The sequence below is a fragment of the Pseudomonas sp. C27(2019) genome (genome assembly GCF_008807395.1).
Classification (GTDB): Bacteria; Pseudomonadota; Gammaproteobacteria; order Pseudomonadales; family Pseudomonadaceae; genus Denitrificimonas.
The window spans coordinates 3,019,380-3,039,595 of the sequence record NZ_CP043320.1 but is presented as its reverse complement, the minus strand read 5'-3'; the positions used below and the strand labels follow the sequence as shown (position 1 = coordinate 3,039,595).

General features: G+C 47.0%; 21 protein-coding genes, 1 tRNA gene and 3 pseudogenes. 11 read left to right on the top strand and 14 right to left on the bottom strand.

Going from position 1 to position 20,216, the window contains the following annotated elements; all coding sequences use genetic code 11:
- Positions 1-8: 8 nt before the first annotated feature.
- From FXF61_RS14005 to FXF61_RS13995, 3 genes are all read right to left on the bottom strand, one after another.
- On the bottom strand, positions 9-1,268 hold the full coding sequence (locus FXF61_RS14005; RefSeq protein WP_151185831.1) for a TRAP transporter large permease: 1,260 nt from the start codon (positions 1,266-1,268) through the stop codon (positions 9-11).
- Entirely contained in the window at positions 1,265-1,810 is a 546-nt protein-coding gene (locus tag FXF61_RS14000) for a TRAP transporter small permease (RefSeq protein WP_151185830.1), read from the bottom strand. Before FXF61_RS14000 ends, FXF61_RS14005 begins: the two co-directional genes overlap by 4 nt.
- A 71-nt stretch (positions 1,811-1,881) precedes the next feature.
- Positions 1,882-2,856: a TRAP transporter substrate-binding protein gene (locus FXF61_RS13995; protein ID WP_151185829.1), complete on the bottom strand. Its 975-nt coding sequence runs from the start codon at positions 2,854-2,856 to the stop codon at positions 1,882-1,884.
- 525 nt (positions 2,857-3,381) lie between these two features.
- Between FXF61_RS13995 and FXF61_RS13990 the strand changes: the two genes are divergently transcribed.
- The gene (locus tag FXF61_RS13990) at positions 3,382-5,502 is read left to right on the top strand and encodes an EAL domain-containing protein (RefSeq protein ID WP_151185828.1); all 2,121 of its coding nucleotides are present in this window, start codon (positions 3,382-3,384) and stop codon (positions 5,500-5,502) included.
- A gap of 81 nt (positions 5,503-5,583) precedes the next feature.
- On the opposite strand, the gene FXF61_RS13985 is transcribed toward FXF61_RS13990, so the two are convergent.
- The gene (locus tag FXF61_RS13985; RefSeq protein ID WP_151185827.1) at positions 5,584-6,141 is read right to left on the bottom strand and encodes a nitrous oxide reductase accessory protein NosL; all 558 of its coding nucleotides are present in this window, start codon (positions 6,139-6,141) and stop codon (positions 5,584-5,586) included.
- Positions 6,142-6,522: 381 nt separating this feature from the next.
- Here FXF61_RS13985 and FXF61_RS13980 point away from each other — a divergent pair, with 381 nt between their 5' ends.
- Positions 6,523-6,705 (top strand): hypothetical protein, encoded by a 183-nt coding sequence (locus tag FXF61_RS13980; RefSeq protein WP_151185826.1) that lies wholly within the window; start codon positions 6,523-6,525, stop codon positions 6,703-6,705.
- Positions 6,706-7,042: 337 nt separating this feature from the next.
- Here FXF61_RS13980 and FXF61_RS13975 read toward each other — a convergent pair.
- A pseudogene (locus FXF61_RS13975) lies at positions 7,043-7,882 on the bottom strand (DEAD/DEAH box helicase family protein); the annotation flags it as partial.
- A 189-nt stretch (positions 7,883-8,071) separates the two neighbouring features.
- Between FXF61_RS13975 and FXF61_RS13970 the strand changes: the two are divergent.
- Complete coding sequence (locus FXF61_RS13970) at positions 8,072-8,494, top strand: integrase core domain-containing protein (RefSeq protein WP_371921516.1); 423 nt, start codon at positions 8,072-8,074, stop codon at positions 8,492-8,494.
- 124 nt (positions 8,495-8,618) lie between these two features.
- On the opposite strand, the gene FXF61_RS13965 is transcribed toward FXF61_RS13970, so the two are convergent.
- Positions 8,619-9,512: an MBL fold metallo-hydrolase gene (locus FXF61_RS13965; protein WP_151185823.1), complete on the bottom strand. Its 894-nt coding sequence runs from the start codon at positions 9,510-9,512 to the stop codon at positions 8,619-8,621.
- Positions 9,513-9,640: 128 nt separating this feature from the next.
- Between FXF61_RS13965 and FXF61_RS13960 the strand changes: the two genes are divergently transcribed.
- The 4 genes from FXF61_RS13960 (at position 9,641) to FXF61_RS13945 (ending at position 13,062) form a co-directional block, all read left to right on the top strand.
- Positions 9,641-10,636 (top strand): GlxA family transcriptional regulator, encoded by a 996-nt coding sequence (locus FXF61_RS13960; protein WP_151185822.1) that lies wholly within the window; start codon positions 9,641-9,643, stop codon positions 10,634-10,636.
- 85 nt (positions 10,637-10,721) lie between these two features.
- On the top strand, positions 10,722-11,027 hold the full coding sequence (locus FXF61_RS13955) for an IS66 family insertion sequence element accessory protein TnpB (protein ID WP_151183546.1): 306 nt from the start codon (positions 10,722-10,724) through the stop codon (positions 11,025-11,027).
- A complete protein-coding gene (gene tnpB, locus FXF61_RS13950; protein WP_151183545.1) occupies positions 11,027-11,395 on the top strand; it encodes an IS66 family insertion sequence element accessory protein TnpB in 369 nt (122 codons plus the stop codon). Before FXF61_RS13955 ends, tnpB (FXF61_RS13950) begins: the two co-directional genes overlap by 1 nt.
- A 68-nt stretch (positions 11,396-11,463) precedes the next feature.
- On the top strand, positions 11,464-13,062 hold the full coding sequence (locus FXF61_RS13945) for an IS66 family transposase (protein WP_151183544.1): 1,599 nt from the start codon (positions 11,464-11,466) through the stop codon (positions 13,060-13,062).
- Positions 13,063-13,104: 42 nt separating this feature from the next.
- Here the strand turns inward: FXF61_RS13945 and FXF61_RS13940 are convergent.
- From FXF61_RS13940 to FXF61_RS13925, 4 genes and pseudogenes are all read right to left on the bottom strand, one after another.
- Positions 13,105-13,911: pseudogene (locus tag FXF61_RS13940) on the bottom strand (IS66 family transposase); the annotation flags it as partial.
- A gap of 74 nt (positions 13,912-13,985) precedes the next feature.
- Positions 13,986-14,351: an IS66 family insertion sequence element accessory protein TnpB gene (gene tnpB / locus FXF61_RS13935; protein WP_151185821.1), complete on the bottom strand. Its 366-nt coding sequence runs from the start codon at positions 14,349-14,351 to the stop codon at positions 13,986-13,988.
- Positions 14,318-14,674, bottom strand: a complete 357-nt coding sequence (locus FXF61_RS13930) for a transposase (protein ID WP_151185820.1) — start codon at positions 14,672-14,674, stop codon at positions 14,318-14,320. The genes tnpB (FXF61_RS13935) and FXF61_RS13930 overlap by 34 nt, the downstream gene beginning before the upstream one ends.
- 56 nt (positions 14,675-14,730) lie before the next feature.
- Positions 14,731-15,117, bottom strand: a complete 387-nt coding sequence (locus FXF61_RS13925; RefSeq protein WP_151185819.1) for a response regulator transcription factor — start codon at positions 15,115-15,117, stop codon at positions 14,731-14,733.
- 171 nt (positions 15,118-15,288) lie between these two features.
- Here FXF61_RS13925 and FXF61_RS13920 point away from each other — a divergent pair, with 171 nt between their 5' ends.
- Positions 15,289-15,597, top strand: coding sequence for a DUF2218 domain-containing protein (locus FXF61_RS13920; protein WP_178087319.1), 309 nt, complete (start codon positions 15,289-15,291; stop codon positions 15,595-15,597).
- Positions 15,598-15,714: 117 nt separating this feature from the next.
- Here the strand turns inward: FXF61_RS13920 and nadS are convergent, their stop codons facing one another.
- Both nadS and FXF61_RS15170 read right to left on the bottom strand, forming a co-directional pair.
- Complete coding sequence (nadS, locus tag FXF61_RS13915; protein WP_151185817.1) at positions 15,715-15,999, bottom strand: NadS family protein; 285 nt, start codon at positions 15,997-15,999, stop codon at positions 15,715-15,717.
- On the bottom strand, positions 15,983-16,186 hold the full coding sequence (locus FXF61_RS15170) for a type II toxin-antitoxin system RelE/ParE family toxin (RefSeq protein WP_256663549.1): 204 nt from the start codon (positions 16,184-16,186) through the stop codon (positions 15,983-15,985). The genes nadS and FXF61_RS15170 overlap by 17 nt, the downstream gene beginning before the upstream one ends.
- 83 nt (positions 16,187-16,269) lie before the next feature.
- On the opposite strand from FXF61_RS15170, the pseudogene FXF61_RS15165 reads away from it, so the two are divergent.
- A pseudogene (locus tag FXF61_RS15165) lies at positions 16,270-16,500 on the top strand (IS3 family transposase); the annotation flags it as partial.
- Positions 16,501-16,849: 349 nt separating this feature from the next.
- On the opposite strand, the gene FXF61_RS13905 reads toward FXF61_RS15165, so the two are convergent.
- Positions 16,850-16,926, bottom strand: a tRNA-Arg gene (locus FXF61_RS13905).
- A 627-nt stretch (positions 16,927-17,553) separates the two neighbouring features.
- Here FXF61_RS13905 and FXF61_RS13900 point away from each other — a divergent pair.
- Positions 17,554-18,285, top strand: a complete 732-nt coding sequence (locus FXF61_RS13900) for a cache domain-containing protein (RefSeq protein ID WP_178087318.1) — start codon at positions 17,554-17,556, stop codon at positions 18,283-18,285.
- Entirely contained in the window at positions 18,233-19,504 is a 1,272-nt protein-coding gene (locus FXF61_RS13895; RefSeq protein WP_151185814.1) for a methyl-accepting chemotaxis protein, read from the top strand. Before FXF61_RS13900 ends, FXF61_RS13895 begins: the two co-directional genes overlap by 53 nt.
- Before the next feature lie 430 nt (positions 19,505-19,934).
- Here FXF61_RS13895 and FXF61_RS15020 read toward each other — a convergent pair whose 3' ends face one another.
- Positions 19,935-20,216, bottom strand: coding sequence for a type II toxin-antitoxin system death-on-curing family toxin (locus tag FXF61_RS15020; protein ID WP_218571816.1), 282 nt, complete (start codon positions 20,214-20,216; stop codon positions 19,935-19,937).

The following is a 20,216-nucleotide window of genomic DNA, read 5'->3' as shown; positions in this document are numbered from 1 at the left end:
CCATATCTTCAGGAAAAAATAGTTAAGATGCTTGGGAATGCAACGAAAATCAGCAGTGCCACGATATACACGGCAACAAATGGAAGCACCGCGAAGCTGACTTTCTCCACTGTTTCATCCGCAATGTCTGCAGCGATATACAGGTTGAGCCCTACGGGCGGGGTAAATTGCCCAACCGCCAACGCAATAATGGTAAATACACCAAAATACATTGGATCAATACCAACCGCAGAGGTGGTCGCCATTAATGTTGGCACCAGCAGCACCAGAGCGGACACGTTATCCAAAAAGGTGCCAACCACGATCAGCAGCGCCAGCATCATAAGCATGATCATGGTCGGATCAGTGGTAATACTCATGACCCAAGCAGAGAACAGCTGTGGCACACGCTCAGTGGTAATAACAAAGGCAAAGACGTTGGCACACACCATCAAAAACATGATGACAGCGGTTGTCGCTGCCGTGCTCAAAAAGGCGCGCTTTATTTCCACCATGCCCAAGCTTTTGTACAGGAAAACACCAATAAGCAAGCCATACACACAGGCCACTGCAGCTGACTCAGTTGGTGTAAATGCACCAGAGTAGATGCCCACAATAATAATGATGGGCATCAGCAGCGCCGCCATATTCTTAAGGCGCTCGCCGGGCAATACGGAGCTGTCTTCAAGACTGACGTCATCGACGCTCTTTCTTCCACGCCACCAATTGAGCAAGCAAATCGCTAGGGTCAGCAGTATTCCCGGAATAATTCCATTGATGAACAGCCCGCCAATCGAGACGCCAGAAATCACGCCATACACCACCATGGTGATGCTTGGCGGAATGATCAAACCCAGCGCACCTGAGGCAGCCACGACCGCGCCCGAACCTGCTGCGCTATAGCCTAATTTTTTCATGGAAGGGATCAGCACAGAGCCAACCGCAGCCGTGGTCGCTGGTGATGAACCTGAGATGGCTCCGAAAAAAGCTGATGAGGTTGTCGCCACATTGGCTAAGCCACCTGGGCGCCGACCAACTAGACGGCTTGCCATTGCCACAAGACGCTCCGACAGCTTGGCCTCATACATCAAAGCCCCCGCTAGTAGAAAGAGCGGAATCGCCAAATACGCAAAGTTATTCAGGCCCTGAAACATCTTCTGCGCAACCACCAGTAACGGGATATTACTTCCGAAAAAAATGGCAAGGGTGCTCGCTGCACCTAAGGCGATTGCAATAGGTAAGCCTATTATCAAAAAGCCGATAAAAGCGAAAATTAAAATCTCAATCATGATATTTGATCCGCACTAACAGCATTTTTATCGCTGACGGTTTCGTGGCCCAATAGCGTTTTCACAATAAGCAGAAAAGCAGCCACTAAGCAGCCTCCCGTCAAGAAAAGCTGAACATAACCAATCGGAATACCTGTGGTCGGTGACACCTGCGCCATGGCACGCATCGCTAGTGCATAGCTGAACCAGACAACCACGCAAAGAAAGGTGACGGTAATAAGTCGTGAAACAACAATGACCACCTTGCCAAGCATTGGGGGCAAGCTGTCAACCAACACCGACACCTTAAAATGCTCACCGCGCCAGAATGCCACGGCCATTCCCGCCATAACCGCGAGCATCAAGGAAAAAACTGACAGCTCTTGGGTCCAGCCAATTGGCTTATTGAATATGTATCGAAATACAACCTGAATAACGACCAGTGAGAGCATTACAAAAAGAGCTGTAGCGGCAATGCTATGACATACCGCTGCAATTTTATCGCACAGCGAAATTAATGCTTTGCGCAAGCCAGATGAGGAAGGGAGATCTGTTTTATTCATGAAAACCGGCCCTAATAAAGCACTAGAGCGGCTGCACTGCCGCTCTAGTGGCGATCCTGTAGCTAAGTTGATTATTGAGTAAGTAACTCGAATATTTCCTGATTGAACTTGCCGGCAGCATCGTCATAGACAGGCTGTACGGCTTTTCGAAACAGTGACTTATCAACATCATTGATTTTCATGCCGCGCCCTTCGATTTCCTTCCACTGCTCTTCTTCAAGCTGAGCAATTAAATCAATGTGCTTACGGTTATATTTTTTGCCCACTTCAAGCAGCGTTTGCTGGATATCTTCCGGCATGCTGTCAAACAGGTAGGCACTGATAATCAACGGAGAACCCATATGGATGTGGCCAGTACGCGACACATAGTCCTGAACTTCATTAAAGTTCTGAGTCAGAATGTGCGCCGGCGGGTTTTCTTGACCGTCAACCACACCCAACTGCAGCGCTGAATACAGCTCGCCAAACGACATCACCGTTGCACCAGCACCCAGCGTCTGGAACGTATCAACAAAGACCTTTCCTTCTGGAACGCGGATTTTCAGACCTTTCAGATCGTCTGGTGTATTAATGGGACGAACCGAGTTGGTCACATGGCGCATGCCATTGCCCCACCAACCAATAATGATCGCACCTTGTTTTTCTAGCTGCGCACTTAGTTTTTCGCCAACTGGCCCTTCAACAGCTGCAAGGTACTCATCCATATCCTTAAATAGGAAAGGCAGGTTGAGCATACCCATATCAGGCACCCAGTTAGACAGTACTGTGTCCGAAGCCAGTGTCATTTCCAGCGTACCGATCATGGTGCCTTCAACTGACTCCAGCTGGTTACCCAACTGATCAGAAGGGAAGATTTGAATTTCAACAGCGCCGTTGGTTTTTTGTGCAACTTCTTCGGCAAACTGCTCAGTAATGGTTTGATAGTGGTGACCTGGTGCGCCTGTATGACTGAGACGCAGAGTGTAGTCTTTTGCAAAGGCTATGCTGGAAGAAAGCACCATTGAAAGTGCAATAATAGATGCGGCAGGAATGAATCGCTTTTTCATCGAGAACTCCTATTAGATTATCTCGCCATCTGCGATCAACCAGCGGCACTAAATACTGCCGGGGAAAGCTGACGTGTATTTGTATGGGTAATATGCTCTAGGTGCTTTTCGCACGGTTTATCATATTGGCCGATCACACAACCAGAACAACTGGTCTAACCGGTCCGACCAGCTTGAAGATTATCCCATCATTTAACGGCGAACAAGTATTTTTAGACGATATGCCGCCGAGACTAATGCGACATAAGTCGTACTGCCTTACTCGAATATATGCCTATAGCGCTAACAGCGCTGACTTTGACTGGCAGAAAAGCTAAAGCAGATACAACCCTTGGCACGACGAAAAAGGCGCTTTATAAAGCCGTATCACTCTGTGACTGATTGCTTGTTAACGGAAAAATCAACAAAAGACAGCACTCACTTACCTGCATAAAGCACGCATGCGCATAGATTTACAGAGGGTTATAGACAACCGGGGCGTCTTCGTTTAATTTCACAATCATTTAGGACCAGCTTGGGGCGCCCATGGATGATTCACTTCGATTAGAACTGGATAGAGAAAAAGAAAAAAACAGATTATTGCTCGATATTGTCAATGCGATTCAAGAGCCAATCGTGGCTAAAAACTGGGAAGGCAACTTTGTATTTGTAAACAACTATGCTGCTAAACTCTATGGCACGACGCCAGCAGAAATGATTGGCAAAGAAGACTCTTATTTCACCGGCAATAAAAAACAAGGCCAGTTTTTCAAAGAAAACATCCAATCTATTATGCGGCGCTTTGAACCTGACATGGTTTATGAAGAGTCGACAGATAAAAACACAGGTGAAATTCGTTACTTTCACTCCATAAAAACCCCATTCAAAAACAAGCTTGGCGAGCTGCATATCGCTGTTATTGCCCGCGACATTACCGAAATAACTGAGCTTAAAAACTTAGCAGAATTTAACGCTAAGCGTTTGAAATATGTGCTGGATGTCTCTGGCGAAGGCATGTGGGATTGGAATATACAAACCAACGAAGTGTTTCAAAACAAACGCTGGGAGGAAATTACCGGCGTTAAGCATTCAAAAAAATCATTTGAAGAGTTTAAAAGCTGTCTTGTCGAAGAGGACCGAGCATATGTTTTAAATGCCCTCAAATCTTTAATGGAAAACAATACACCTTACAATATTGAATTTAGATTCCAACGCCCAGACGGCACAATTATATGGATTTGGGATCGAGGACAGGTTGTTGAGTTTGATGAGCAAGGCAAGCCAATGTTATTGGTTGGCATTATGCAAGATATTACTGAGCAAAAAATCAACCAGCTCAAAATTGAGTCAATGGCTTTCTATGACTCATTAACTAAACTTCCCAACCGCGCACTGTTAAACGACAGATTAAATATTGCAATTGAACACAGTAAACGCTCTGGTCAATGTGGCGCTGTACTGTTTTTAGACTTAGATCACTTCAAAACCCTAAATGACTCATACGGACACCAAACCGGTGATGACTTATTAGTAATCGTCGCAGAGCGTATTAATTCACTTATGCGCAAAGATGACACAGTTGCAAGGTTTGGCGGCGATGAATTTGTCATCGTGCTTAATGACCTAAATGCTGATCGAATCAAAGCTGCCATTAAAGCAAAACATATTGCACATCGTATTCGCGAGACCATCGCTGAAAAAATCAGTCTAACACCGAGAATTACCAGCCCTAAGATCGAGTACACCATCACAGCCAGTATCGGCATTACTATTTTTGATCGAGACGTGAAAACAACCACTGAATTATTGCAACTGGCAGATATGGCACTGTATCAGGCTAAAAAGAAAGGCCGTGATGATTGTGTGATATTTGACCCAATGATGCAGCAAAAGCTGGATTACACCACTCGCTTACACAAAGAGTTACGCCATACTTTAAAGCACGGCGGCTTTATCTTGCATTACCAACCTCAATACGATTCAAACCGACACTTGGTGTCTGCTGAGGCTTTAATTCGTTGGAAGCACCCAGAACTCGGTTTAATTAGCCCAAGTGACTTTATTGCGGTAGCTGAAGAATCCAATCTTATAGTGTCCATTGGTGACTGGGTACTCACTGAAGCGTGCCGGCAACTAAAAGAATGGCAATCTGATCCTCGATATCAACATCTATATTTATCTATTAATATCAGCGCTAAACAAATCTGGCAGAAAGACTTTGTTGAAAATATAAAAAAAATTATTTCTGAATCAGCTATTAATTTATCTAAATTAAAATTAGAAATAACAGAATCTATTTTATTAGGCGATATAAGTGAAATTGTTAAAAAACTGAATGCGTTAGTTGATTTCGGATTATCATTTTCCTTGGATGATTTTGGAACAGGTTATTCATCATTGGGCTATTTAAAGCACTTACCCATTGATGAACTCAAAATTGACCTCTCATTTATCCACGACCTACCAGACGATAAAATGGATTTAATTATGGTTAAGTCTATTATTGATCTAGGTAAAAACTTTAGCCTTAATGTTGTAGCCGAAGGCATTGAAAAAAAAGCACACTTTGAAATTCTTAAAGCACTTGGCTGCGACGCTTATCAAGGGTTTTATTTTAGCCGCCCTGTTCCTGTTGCAGAGTTTAATGCTCTCATCCAAGATTCATAGCAAGCAACTGCGCTAATCAGTCAATGGCAAAGCAGCCTAAGTCGAATGAATTAGGCTGCAGGTACTGTATGTCCGATCTGCTTAGGATTGGCGATCTTGGGCGTATTTCTGAGTAACCATCTTGGCATAGTCTTGCAACGAGGCAGCTACAGCCTGTTCAAAACTGGCCAACTGGCCGCCAGCATCAGACATAGCCGCCTCTGCCGCAGAACGCTGAGCAAAAGCATATTTGCTGACCGGACTCATCACCGCACGCAGGCTGGAACCAATCAAATAAGTGGCAGCAGAGGCCTCGACCAGCGGCTTGGGCTCAGCCACAACGCCAAAATCAGCAGCGTAAATCGCTTTAAAACCACGCTTACGCTCACGCAACATGACCTCGCTGGTACAGTTGATCGAGCAGGTGCCTTCAGCATGCTCATCAGCATAGTGCAGCAGATGACGGGAAAAGTGGAACTTGCTGCGGTCCATATTGCAAATAACGCAGCGTGGGTACTTCTCTAGTTCATTGTCCAACGGGGCTGCATCCGGCTTACTGGTCGGCGCACCAGCTGCAAATGCTTGGCCGGTTAACCCGCCCATCGCTGCGATGCCGGTTATGGCCAACCCAGTACCTTTTAATAGTGTTCTACGCTTCATGGTTCTATCCCCACTGGTGGTTGTAAGAAAACGGCACGCCCGTTAGTCAACAAGCCTCTGCCTGATGTTATGGTACTGCGCATTCATGGCAAGTATGCACTTTGTCGCAGTACTGACAGAAGTCAGCATCGCGATTATTTTATTTTGCCTGATGAGTATGCCTGACAGCGAATCCTAGCGGTAGTCGCAGATAAAAGTGCCTAATGCGGGTGGTTCAAGTAGGTCTTATTACTTCGCTATTCGTCCAGCGCTAGCAGCGCGATAAATTTAAACTCTAAATCAACTTATTCATAGACTGTGCCTACACAGGGGTAGACATCATCGTGCTGAAATAGGGCTTTATCTTATGCCTTCTAAGCGGCTTTATATTAGGAGTCTATTTTGAAGAATTTAAAAAGATTAGTGACGCCTTTCTTGGCGAGTCTGTTAGCCGTTTCTGTTAATTACGCATTAGCAGCAGAGCAAGTACCAACCCAAGGGAAAAACCAAGCGCAGCAGCAAAGCCAAAACCAACGCATGGGTCAAGGTATGAATCAAGGTCAAGGTTGCGGTATGGGTCAGTAATCCTTTGTTTTAGCCTGTAAATAAACAGATACAAACCAAGCGCAGAAACTACTCTGCGCTTGGCCAAACTCATACACACATCACTCAGCGCATAAACTCTTCTGCCACTCGTGCCAAATTATAGCTTTTCGTTGAGCGTTCATTCGGCTTCTTGCGATCACCACCATTTACTTCTTATCTGAAAGAAATATTAATCGTGTTGTCGTGCCTGGTTGAATGCGCCACTGCTATTTTTGGAGGGATGACCAGATCACTTACATCCACCAAGCCGCAATGACTTGACATCATGACAATTTGATTACTCGACCGTAAGTAGTTACGCCCTTTATGTTTTACCGCCACTCATAAAGGTTTGGAAGATGGTGAAAAATACGCTGGCATTTTTTGGCACAGTGCCTTTCTTTTTAATTTCACTGGGGTCAATCCGAACCAACGCATCTTCGCCAAAGGCACTGAAATCATTAAAGGCTTGATTGGCTAAAATATTGCGGTCAGCAAGAAATAAAATACGCGGGCGCTTTTGTGCTGCATCAGGGTCTTTCTGTGCGTTCAAACTCCAACGGCTATTAAATAACTTCCAAGCGGTCTGAAAGGCAATACAGGTTTTACCGGTGCCTGTCGCCAAAGTGAGCAAGATACGTTGCTTGCCCTGCGCAATGGCCTCAAGGGTGTTGCGAATCGCGTTTTCTTGATAGTAACGCGGCTGCCAGTCCCCTTTGACTTCAAACGGAATCTTGGCAAAACGCTCGCGCCATACTGCAGCGTAATCAGGTACTTGAGCATCTAGCTCAGCAAAGGTGAGCTGCCACAAGGCTTCTGGGCTCAGAAACTGGTCAACCAACTCCTTTTTGCCGCTTAGCATATCCACTTGATAAATCAGATGGCCGTTGGTTGCATAACCGATACGACACTGTAAACGTTTGGCGTAATCCTTCGCTTGGCGCACGCCTTCGGTGTAGCTGAGGCTTTCTTTTTTAGCTTCAACGGCTGCCAGCTTATGGCCTTTGTACTCAAGCACATAATCGCTAATAACCGGACTGCTGCGCTGACCACCGCCGATAATACGCCCCTGAGTAATACTCACTTCTCGGCGAATAAAGCTATGTTCAATCTGCCCCCAGCCAGCCGCAACCAGCTTGGGGTCAATTAAATTAGCGCGCGTATCGGCTTCGTTCATAGCCATGGCCTGCAAATCCTTCAGCAACAATGGTGGATCAAGAGTGGATCAAGAAATATAAAAACGTAACGCTTTGTTTTAAAAAGGTTTGTTTTTTCACAGCAGCTATATTTAGCTTTAAATCAAGAGCAGATCAAGAAACCAAAAATTATTTAATCAAGTGGTGTAAAGAAGTCTCTGTCCGGTTAAATACTTGCTCGTTATCTACAAGCAAGTCTATATTTTAACCGCGAAATACTCGGCATTGATATCGCGACCAGTATGCCATCGTTACGTGTAATACGTTATCTGGACCAACTGGCTGAATGGCACGGTTACCCTGAGAAAATTCGCGTTGATAACGGCAGTGAATTTACCTCAGAAGTCTTCACCAGCTGGGCAAAAGTGCATGGCATTATGATTGATTACATCAAACCTGGTTGCCCTTACCAGAACGCATACATTGAGCGATTTAACCGAACGTATCGTGATGATGTACTGGATTTATATATTTTCAACAACCTGAATGAGGTAAAGCAAATAACCGAAGACTGGATTGAGTTATATAACACTGAACGACCACACGACTCACTGAATGACATGACGCCGTTAGAGTACCGAAATTCGGCATAAATTCTCTACGAGATGACTGTGTTATAAATGGGGTATTTACAGCTCATATTTAACCCCTTATGGTTGTCAAATTTTTACCATAAGGGGTTAGTCAGATATTATTATTTAGAAGTCACTGGTTTGATCAAAAGTCTATCAAGGCGCCATCTTCGGGAATCTCAACCTTATCTTGAATGTTGTTTTCTTCTACATATTTCTTCAGCTCTTCACGGCTCAGGGCCATATGGTTGATGGCATCCATGTGGGTAGCAACTATAGTGGCGTTCGGAGCAGCTTGAACGGCGCGCAGTACATCTTCTTTACCCATGATGATGGATGCGTCAAAGCCGTTCAGCATCGCATAACCCGCATTTAGCACGATTACTTGAGGCTCGTATTCAGCCAGCGCCTGATCAACTTCATCACGCCAGATGGTATCCCCTGCAAGATAGAGTGTTTTGTGACCGGGGGCCTGAAAAACCACACCCATGGCATCACCTAGGAGAGTTGCCACTTCAGACAATGCGTACATGTTATCTGTACCGTGCTGGCCGCCAGTTTTGCTCAGGGTCACCCCGCCGAACTCAGCCTTGTCAGATAGTACTCGGACATTGGTGAAGCCCTGCGAACGAATAAGAGTGGCATCGGCCTGATGCTGTGTATACAACGGAATGTCCTTGGGCAGGAACTCCTGCGCAGCATCATCCCAGTGGTCCAGATGCGTATGAGTGACGATGACCGCATCGACTCCAGCGAGTACTTCTTGTTCCGACATTGGCAGATCTACCAAGGGATTTCGTAACTCGCTACGGTAGCTTCCTTTAAAGCCGGGGTAAGTGCCTTTCTTTGACAGCATCGGGTCGATCAGGAAAGTTGTATCTGCGTAGGTGATTTTTACTGTGGCATTGCGAATCTGTTGCAGTTGCACAGCTTCTTGGGCCGCTTGTGAAACATCGATCGCAGTTGTCTGGGCAAATGCAACGCCGGAGGCAAGGCTGATTGCCAAAGCAAGGGAGCTCGCGAGAATCTTAATGGACATGTGTACAACTCCAAATACGTTATTGGTTAATAATAGTGCTCAGTCTAAAACGTACATCGTATGTGCAAAAGTGGCCTATATGACAATAATCAATATAATCGGGCCAATAACTAATTGCAGAGGTATTTATGAGTGATGTAGAGATTGCCGTGCTTGCTTTTGAGGGCATAAGCTTGTTTCATTTTTCTGTACCGGGGCTGGTGTTCGGTACGAGTGAAAACCCACCCGGATCCCCGCGTTACAATCTGACCTACTGCACGCTAACCCCTGGCTCTGTTAGCAGTGATCAGGGCGTGGTGATTGAGGTGCGCGATGGGTTGGAGGCCATGGAACAGGCCGATATCATCATAATTCCTGCATGGAAAAATGCTGAGTTGCCTGCACCCGCCGAGTTGATTTCAGCGTTACAACTCGCCCATGCTCAGGGCTCACTGATTGTGGGTTTGTGTCTGGGGGCTTTTGTGTTGGGTGATGCTGGGCTGCTCGATGGAAGAGAAGCGACCACCCACTGGGCAGTACGTGACATGTTTGCGCAGCGTTTTCCACAGGCTGTGTTTCGTCCAGATGTGTTGTATGTGGCTGATGACAACATTATCACCTCGGCTGGAACCGTTGCTGCCATTGATTGCTGCCTGCACTTGATCCGGCAACGCCACGGCTTTGAAACAGCAAATCACCTTGCCCGCATGCTGGTTACCCCACCACACCGGCAAGGCGGCCAAGCCCAATACATTGAACGCCCCGTACAACAACTGTCCAGCGATAACCGCCTGCCAGACTTACTGGAATGGGCGCGTGATAAGCTATCGCAACCCTTATCGGTCGATACCTTGGCGGACGAGGCGAACATGAGTCGCCGTACCTTTACCCGACGCTTTCGGGATATGACGGGTACGACGGTGAGTCAATGGTTAAACGCTGAACGGGTCGCCAGAGCACAACACTTGCTAGAAACCACCGATTTATCGATTGAACGCATCAGCGCAGACGTTGGTTTCGGCACCGCGCTGTCATTGCGTCAGCACTTTTCCACTCAGCTGGGCACTTCGCCCTCCAATTACCGTCGCACTTTTCGTGACAGTAGGTTTGATGAGCCAGCAGATAAGGCTACTCTAATGGATTAAGTGTAAGCGCCCTTAAATCAGCATCTTTTAAGCCAACCTATACAGCTTCACACTAATACCTGTCTTTTTCAAAGAGGTATTAGCGATGACATCACAAGAACGTCAGCAGTTTTGGCAGCAACATATTGATGCCTGGCAAGCATCGGATTTATCCGGTGCTGCGTTTTGCAAACAGCATGATTTGAATTATGCACAATTTAATTATTGGCGTAGAAAGTTTCAGCCGGTAGACGCGGTTGCAAAGTCTGCTGGTTTTGCTCAGGTTACGCAGCTAGCGACCTCGACTAGCAGTGCTGATGGGTTGGGTGTTCATCTGCCCAGCGGCATAAGTTTTTCTGGAGTGAATGCAGGTAATCTCGATGTAGTGCTGGCGATGCTGAGGCAGTTGTAATGAAGGTGCGTTATTTACGGCCAGCCAAGCAGATGCCGGAAATTTATCTGTACCGTGCGCCGGTGGATTTTAGGAAGCAAGCCAATGGCTTGGCTTTGCTGGTTGAGCAAGAGCTTGGTCATAACCCGTTCAGCGGTGCGTTATATGCCTTTACCAATCGCCAGCGCAACAAAATCAAATGCGTGATGTGGGAAGACAATGGTTTTGTCATGTACTACAAGGCGCTGGCCGAGGAAAAATTCAAGTGGCCTAGGCCTGCCGATGAGCTGTTAGCCTTAACGGGCGAGCAAATAAATTGGCTGCTGGATGGTTACGATATCAGCCTCTTTAAAGGCCATAAAAAACTGCACTACAACAGCCTTGGCTAGCCTGATTTCACTGGGTTTTGGCTGCTTTTAAGGGTGCTTTTGGTGGCGGGTTTTGCTATAATTTCGGCATGAAAAAACAGCCCAAACCGACCATTAAAACCCCAGATTTAAGCGGCCTTAGTGCCGCTGAATTGCGTTTGGTTGTGGCACAGTTTCAAGCTGTTATTGATGAGCAGAACACTGCTTTGCAAGATGCCCATCGCCGTATTGAACTGCTGGAAGAAATGAACCGTCTGCTGAAAACACAGAAATTCAGTGCCAGCAGTGAAAAATCTAAATTTCAGCTCAACCTCTTTGATGAAATCGAGCTCGAAGCCCAACTCGATGAGCTGTTTGAGTCCCTGCCTGAATTGCCAGATGAGGGCGAAGGCATTGCCCAGCAACGCAAAGAGCGCCAGACACGCAAGCGTGGTTTTTCTGCAAGCCTTGTGCGTGAGCGCATTGAACATAAGCTCACTGAACTAGAAAAAGCCGGCGCTAGTAAAACCTTCTTCACTAAAGTAAAAGAAGAGCTGCACTACATTCCAGCGCAACTCAAAGTGCTGGAGCACTGGCAAGAAAAAGCCGTGTTTCCCTCTGAAAACAACGCATCAGAAGAACAGATCGTAGCTGCGCAGCGACCAGTGCACCCCTTTGGTAAGTGCTCGGTGACCACTTCGCTGATTGCCCATGTGATTGCCGACAAATACCAATACGGTATGCCGTTATATCGCCAAGAGAGTAAATTTAAAGGCTTGGGCCAGCCGATTTATCGCAATAACATGGCGCAATGGTGCATACGCTTTGCTGACGAAGCCAAGCCTCTGTTGCACTTAATGCGCGAGGTGCAAAACAGCGGTAATTACTTGCAAGCGGATGAAACCCGTCTGCAGGTGCTGAAAGAAGACGGTAAAACAGCACAATCGGATAAATGGATGTGGGTTATCCGTGGCGGACCGCCCGAAAAACAGAGTGTTCTTTTTGAATACGATCCTTCACGTGCAGGCAGTGTGGCTGTGCGCTTGCTGGATGATTTTGAAGGCGTGCTGCAAGCCGATGGCTATTCTGGTTATAGCACGGTCTGCAAAGCCAATTCGATTACGCGCATTGGCTGCTGGGATCACGCACGACGTAAATTTGTTGAGGCCGATAAAAGCGCTGATTCTAAAGCTAAAGCCAAGAAAGGCACAGTGAATAAAACCGATGTAGCGCTGGGCTATATCCGCAAACTCTATCGTGTAGAGAGCAGTATTGCCGATAAAACCGACGACGAGCGTTTAAAGGCGCGACAAGAAATCAGCGTGCCAGTGCTGAATGAATTTAAGTTGTGGCTTGAGAAGAACGCTGCAAAAATCATGAAAGGCGGCGCTCTGAGAAAAGCCATCGACTACACCTTAAACCAGTGGCAATACCTGGTGGGCTATTGTGAGCGCGGCGATCTTAAGATCAGCAACGCCTTGGCAGAAAATGCCATCCGACCCTTCGCCATTGGCCGTAAGAACTGGTTATTTGCCGACACTCGTAAAGGCGCAGAAGCCAGCGCTGCTTGTTACTCACTGATAGAAACCGCCAAAGCAAATAGCATCGATCCACAAGGCTACATCAAGCATATCCTTGACCACATTGGCGAGGCTGACACATTAGAAAAGCTCGAAGCTCTGCTGCCTTGGAACGTGGAACTGGGTTAAGCTAAGCGCCCGTTTACTGGGGTGCTGATTTAAGGGCGCTTACTTCTTACTTGGGGCTAGCATGCTGACCGGTGTTTCATCAGCATGCAAAACGTTGTGTTCTAACAATGTGCTTCTCAGCGCATCAACCAAAGGCTGCAGATGTAAACCACACGCGCCAACCCACTCGGCCAGAGTCGAGCGTGGAATAGCGAAGCCAGCACGAGCAAAAATACGTTCTTGACGATACAGCAGCAAGTGATCGGAGTACTTGGCCACCAGCACTTGAGCCAGTAAACCTGCGGTGGGAATGCCCTTGTCGATGACTTGAGCAGGTACCGGTGCTTGGATTAACGTTTCACACTGTGCACAAGCCCATTTACCGCGAATATGGCGCTCCACGGTGAATTCACCTGGTACGTAATCCAGCTTTTCACTGACGTCTTCGCCAACGCGCTTTAGCTGGCAACCGCAGCTGCATTGGGTGTTTTCAGGTTCATGATGAATCAGTGTGCGTGGTAACTCTGCAGGCAGAGGTACGCGTTTGGGTTGTTTTTTAGCTTGCTCTGGAGCGTCTACAGCAGTGAGCTCCGCCAGTTCTATTTCAATAGCGGCAAGGTCACCCTCAACGAGTTCATCCAACAGACTGGCTTGAAGATCATTCATCTGCTCACTGCGCTGAGCGTACTTATGACGTTTCAGAGTCGCCAGTTCATGGCTCAGTTTTTCGATGACTGCATCACGATGTACGATCACTCGATCTTTTTGATTCAGTAATTGTTCCTTAGCGGCCAGCGACGCCATCAACTCCGTGGTTAAGCTTCGGAGTTGATCGGCAGAGAGCTGGGTAAGATCGAGAGGTTTTGACATGCCAGCAGTATGCCAAAACACAAACGTTGTGGCGATTCGCCATGTTGATGATGGTCTGAGATACCGGTTTGTGGTTACAAAACCGAGATAACCCCAGCTGCACCCAGACGCTGCCAAGGCAGCCCTTGCACCAAAGCAGCCAGCTGCTCATCGTCCAACTGCAGTTGCTTGCCACGCCACGTTTCACCCCAATGAAACTTACCTCGGTTTAGCCTACGAGCACAGAGCCAGACACCCAAACCATCATGAATCAACACTTTCATTCGGTTACCACGCTTGTTGGCAAATAGATAAGCGCAATGCGGCCGTGCCGAACCAAATACCTGAACAACACGCGCTAATGCGGTGTCTGGCCCAGCTCGCATATCCAGTGGTTCTGTTGCTAGCCAGATTTCATCAATGCGGATCATTGCAGCAACGTGCGCAAAAATAGTGCGCACTGATGAGCCTGCTCCGTAGGCCACTCGACCACAATTGGTCCACTAGACTGTGGAATTTCAATGCGTATGCAGTTGCTGTTTTTCACTGCTGGAGCAACTGCCGCTGGCAAATTAATCGGCACAAATGCTGGCGATGGCTGTTGACCTGCTTGCTTTGACTCAGTAATCCAGCGCCGTAGTAAGTTGGCGTTGAGATCATTATCCAAAGCAATTCCTGCAACAGATGCTTCAGGATTTTGGCTTTCAGCCACCAACTGGGCTTTGAATTCAGGGGTATATTGGCGACGCTTACGATAAGGCCGAGTTGCTCTTACGTTGCTCATAGATAGTGTCCGCTAAGAAATAAGTGGACACTATCTTGACGGCTACGCCGCGAGGCTCAAGATGGGTTTGCCGGACGCTTACCCTCAATCCGCCCCCCAAGCTCATTAACGCTAAAAGGCTTGGGCAAGTAATCATCCGCGCCATACGAAAATCCGGTGATACGGTTTTGTTCGCCACCCAATGCAGACATCAGCAAAACAGGCACTCCACACCGAGTGCGCAGATATTGCAGGATTTCTAGACCATCACAGCCGGGCAGCATGATGTTCATAAGAATTAAATCGAACGTATCCTGTGTGGCCAAACACTGAGCGGCATGACCGTCATTGCAGACCGCTACTTGATAGCCAGCGTCGAGCAAGTACGTCTGCAAGTGATCTGCAAGGAGCAAATCATCTTCAACTAGCAAGATACGAACAGCATGGGGCATCACAGGTGACATAGTACAAAACCGGGGGTCGGAAACCAGCTGCTGAATACCGTCAATAACCGCAGTACTGACGCTGGGTATGCAGCCTATCTAATAGCCCGCACATAGCAGCCTTGCATTTGGGCGGCCTGTATTGTAAAAGATAACCATTATCATTAACGCATGCACTATTTGGGAACCAATATGCTGACTACCTCCGCCGCCCTCAACACCAACGAAGCCCACCGCCTGATTAAGCGTCTATGTGCCCACTGGTCACACAAATTTACTGTGGAAACAGAAGACGGGCTAGGCCGTATCAATTTTGGTGACAGCCGCTGCCTACTAACAGCCAAGTCCGAACAGCTGCACATCGAGCTTGACTGCCCGAACGAAATAACAGCCGAGCGTATGCAGCAGGTAGTGTTTGACCACCTTAAACGTATGGCAAAAACTGAACTGACCGAGCCGGTCTGGAGTACGAGCAACGTGGAATGTGCTCTAGGGCAGTGACGACTGACCGCCAACCTCTTCCTGGCGGTGCAAACCGCCAGGCTGTCTGGGTGCTTTTTAAGTCTAGCCGAGGGCAAGAGTGGTGCAGCTGGTCATATGTAGCCACGGTTGATCCTGTCACTGCCGGGCAAGCTGATAAAACAACCCGCGATCTTCCTGTATGGCAGCCAGCACCTTGGCCGCCAGCCCGGTTGGATTACGCCGCCGCGACTCCCAGCTCTTAATCGTATCCACACTGGTGCCCAGTGCTGCAGCGAAATCCACCTGAGAAACATTCAGTTGCTGGCGAATGGCTTTGACATCCGCCATATCATAACGCGTGCATCGGCTCGCCTGCTGCGTGCTCTGCTCGATGGCAACGGCTTCCTTCAATGAGGCCTCAAGATCAGCAAAAATAGTCATGGCTTTTCTCCTTTAGCTGACGAGTCAGCGCTTTTAGAGCTTCCAGTTCACTGGCCGATAAGGTGTCCCGATGTGACTTGGGATAGGCCAACAGCAAATAAATTCGCTGTGCATGCTGCCTGTAATAAATGACGCGAATACTGCCGCTTTTCCCCTTGTCTGCGGCGGCCATCCGCACTTTGCGCAGACCACCACTGCCCTTGATCAGACTCCCCTAATTGGGTTGATCAATCAGCTCGGTTTATAACACTCGCAACTCGTTGTCGGCAGTGGTACAACCATGAGCACCGCCATAGCGCCATCCGGTTTGTAACTCCGGTTCAGCGCCATACAGGTGAGGAAGTGGCTGTTTTGTCACGGCGTCATGCTCTCACTCAGGCCGCCCGAACGGCCAACCCAGAACGCTGGAGTGGCCAGACACGCAACTGGAAGAGGGTTACGGAGGTGACTTTAAACCCGGAACACAAGGAGCTTGCTGAGACTATAAAAAACGCAGCATAGAAAAACTCAAAGGCGACAGATACCTTGACAGTTACCGTGCTTTGTTGACTAGTAGCTATAGATATTGAAAAATTTGCGCTGAATAAAGCTAGAAATTTAACAGTAGCTACGAATAATTGGGCAGCAGTCATTTTCCGTGTTGCATTTTTTCGGGCAAAAATAAGCTGGTCTCTGTTTGGTCTCAACTCGGTCTCAATTAAAAAAGAGTGATTTTTGCGACCAGACAGGCGGAGGTCATGACATCCGCCCTAGAGACCAATAAAAAATGACCTCTGCTTTTTAGGGGCGGCACTCTTGGGGTTTTCTTGACTAAAACCAGCAGCTGTAACATGCTGATTTTAAAGGGAAATGGCGCACTCGGCGGGATTCGAACCCACGACCCTTGCCTTCGGAGGGCAATACTCTATCCAGCTGAGCTACGAGTGCATTTGAAAAAGTGTAACAGATTTGAAGCTTTTTGACCCTCGCCCTAAATCTGGATTTTCGCCTTGAGTGCCGCCTTCGGAGGGCAGTACTCTATCCAGCTGAGCTACTGGTGCGTATATGAAACTTAGTTGCTTTTTGATTACTGCCCTGTGTGCCCAACTTTTGCCTTCGGAGGGGTGCACTCTATCCAGCTGAGCTACGGGTGCGTGGCGCGCATTATACACAAATATAAGTAGCGCTGTAAGTTATGATTTTAGCTCAGACGCCCGTCCTCCTAAGGACCTGTGCAGGTCGCCCATTTATGGGCTACAAAATCAGCCATATACATCCCTGAAGTGCCGACCTACAAGGCCATACAGCGCAACATGGCCCATAGTATCGATCTTGATAGGCCGACAAAGGCTACCCTTGGCATGAAAAGTGCGAGTATCAGGCAAACTCACTGAAATGTCTTTTCGCTGACAGCTTATATTTTCATTGAGTGTATGGGACAGCGGTGTGACACAGTACATCTTATGATCTACCGAAAGATGAAGTATCTAATATATTTGTGTACCATTGATCCTTTTACTTAAATCGGAAAGAACTTCAAGTTTGGCTCTGCTCGATAACCACAAGGAGATTCAAGTGTTCCTATCGTTAACCCTGCGGCAAAGACTCTTGGCTACTATTGTTTTGTCAGGTGGTGTTTTTCTCATTGCTGGCCTGCTTTTTACTTTAAATCACAGAAGCAACCTAGCCAATGAAGCGATTGATCGGCGCGGTGAAAACCTACAAACCATTTTAAATGAACGCATTGCAACTAAAAAAGAATTCGGACTGGGATTGGCAGTGATGCTTGCTAATAATCAGTCAATTCAAGAATTTATCTATACAGATAATCGTGAACAAGCAGCGCATACACTTAACGGAATAATAAACTACTTTGCAGAAAACACGAACTACCGTGGTTTAAGAGTACAAATACATACCGCAGATGGTCACTCTTGGTTGCGTAGCTGGAAACCTGAGCATTATGGCGATAACTTATTGTTTCGAGCCTCCATCATAAAAATGATGGAAGAAAAACGCCCCTTTACTAACTCTGATGATATTGGTCGTGCCGGTTTTGCTATCAGAGGTTTAGCGCCTATTTTTCATAATGGAGAATACCTAGGCAGCATAGAAGTGTTACAGGGTGTGGGCAGTGTAAGCCGTGAATTTGAAAGCGATAATCAAGTTTACATAATGCTGTTAAATAAAAGCATTGTTAACCAATCACCAGAAGCAGCTAAAAATCAATCTATCGGCAATCACTTACTGGCCAATGACAACTGGTTTAATCAACGCGCAAAAGATTTTGCAACCGCCGAGCTTTGATTTATCTGGCCTTGAACAAGCAACATCATTGCTATTGACCGACTGGTTTGTAACTCACGTTCCAGTGCTAAACACGGAAGGCCAATTAGTTGGCATGCATTTGCTAGGCGAGCCAGCCAATATTATAAATGCTCAGGTAACCAACTCAACCAAGGCCGCTTGGCTCTTTATGGGCATGCTGGTGCTGCTCATTCTGGGCATGGGCACAACGGTTGCATGGCAAATACAGCACAATGTAGTGCGTCCTATTGCATCGAGCGTGAACCGTCTTGCGAGCATGGAAAATGATTTAACCCTACGCTTAACAACTGATAATAAAGATGAGCTGGGCAGTCTTTTTAACGCCTTTAACCAGCACTCACAGACTCTAGCCCACGTTATTCAAGAAGTAACCGACACAGCAAATAACCTTGCGACAGCAGCAGAGCAGGTGCTCAGCAATAGCCAACAAAGCCTCCAATTATCGACATCTCAGCAAATAGAAACAGACCAAGTTGCATCAGCAAGTAATCAAATGGCTGCTTCATCTGCGGAAACGGCAGAACATGCCAGCTCTACGTTAAAATCAACTGAACAAGCACAAGAGCAGACGTTATTTGGTCAAGAAGAAGTAACCCACACAATTACTGCTATTAACGACTTATCTCAACAAATGAATAGCATGTTGACAGTGATAGAGCGTTTAGATACTGGAAGCCAAAATATTGGTAATGTGATTGATACTATTTCTGATATTGCAAAACAAACCAACCTTTTAGCATTAAATGCTGCCATTGAAGCGGCTAGAGCTGGTGAACATGGCCGCGGTTTTGCCGTTGTAGCCGACGAAGTGCGTCAGTTAGCCAGTCGCACACAGGACGCAACAGGGGAAATCCACCGCATTATTGCTGAGGTCCAAACAGCAGCTGTTGATGTCTCACAAGCCATTGCACAGGGGACTGAACAGGCTTCAGCCTGTGTAGCCCAAGCTGAGGCAGCTGGTGAAGCTTTAGAGAGCATCAGCTCAAGTGTTGCATCAGCAAATACCCATGGCTTGCAAATTGCCCAAGCGGCACAAGAGCAAAGCAGTGTAGCAGCAGAAATCAGCCAGAGCATGGTGCGTATCAGCAGCTTAGCCACACAAAGCAGCAGCTCAATGGAGCAAATCCAAAGTGTAAACACAACCTTGGTTGACAGAGCGCAAGCACTAAAAGCCTTGGTAAAGAAGTTTAAATTTTAACGAAACACTGCTGTAGGTCGCCTATTTATGGGCGACACAGCAACCATGCAACACTGGAAGGTCACTCATTTATAAGCGACAAAACAAACCACACAAATACTAACGTCAGCCCCAAAGTGCCGACCTACACACCCGATAGGTCGCCTATTTATGAGCGACAAAAGCAACCACACTAATACCAATATCGAGTTTGGATTTATTGAGTGCCTTATTAAGACTATAGCAGCAAGCAAACGCTAGGTTCTGTTGATGTTTGCGCGTAAGTGCTTGAAGAGAACAAGCAAAGGCGCAGTGTCGCAGGTCATTATTGAGAAGTTGTACTCCCTATGTGATTTAAGGGCGCAAAGCCTTCGGGGTGCAGTTTTTATCAATAAACCCCTTAAGCCTGATCTTACTGTGTGTCTTTTAATAAAATAAAATGCTCAACCAATCAAATCATTAAGGTTTTCTGATCCGGTAAACTTTCTGCCACCAACAGAGCAAGTGCAACCAAGGTGTTGTCGTTGATCAATTGCTCAACAGGCCGTGCAAGTAATGATTGATTACGACGCAGATACCACAAAAACAGAAATGAACCACTGCGTTTATTTCCGTCAGCAAGCGGGTGGTTCTTGATCACAAAATACAATAAATGTGCAGCTCGGCTCGCTACGTTAGGATAAAACAGCTCATCACCCCAACCCTGCTCAATCGTAGCTAGTGCAGAAGCCAA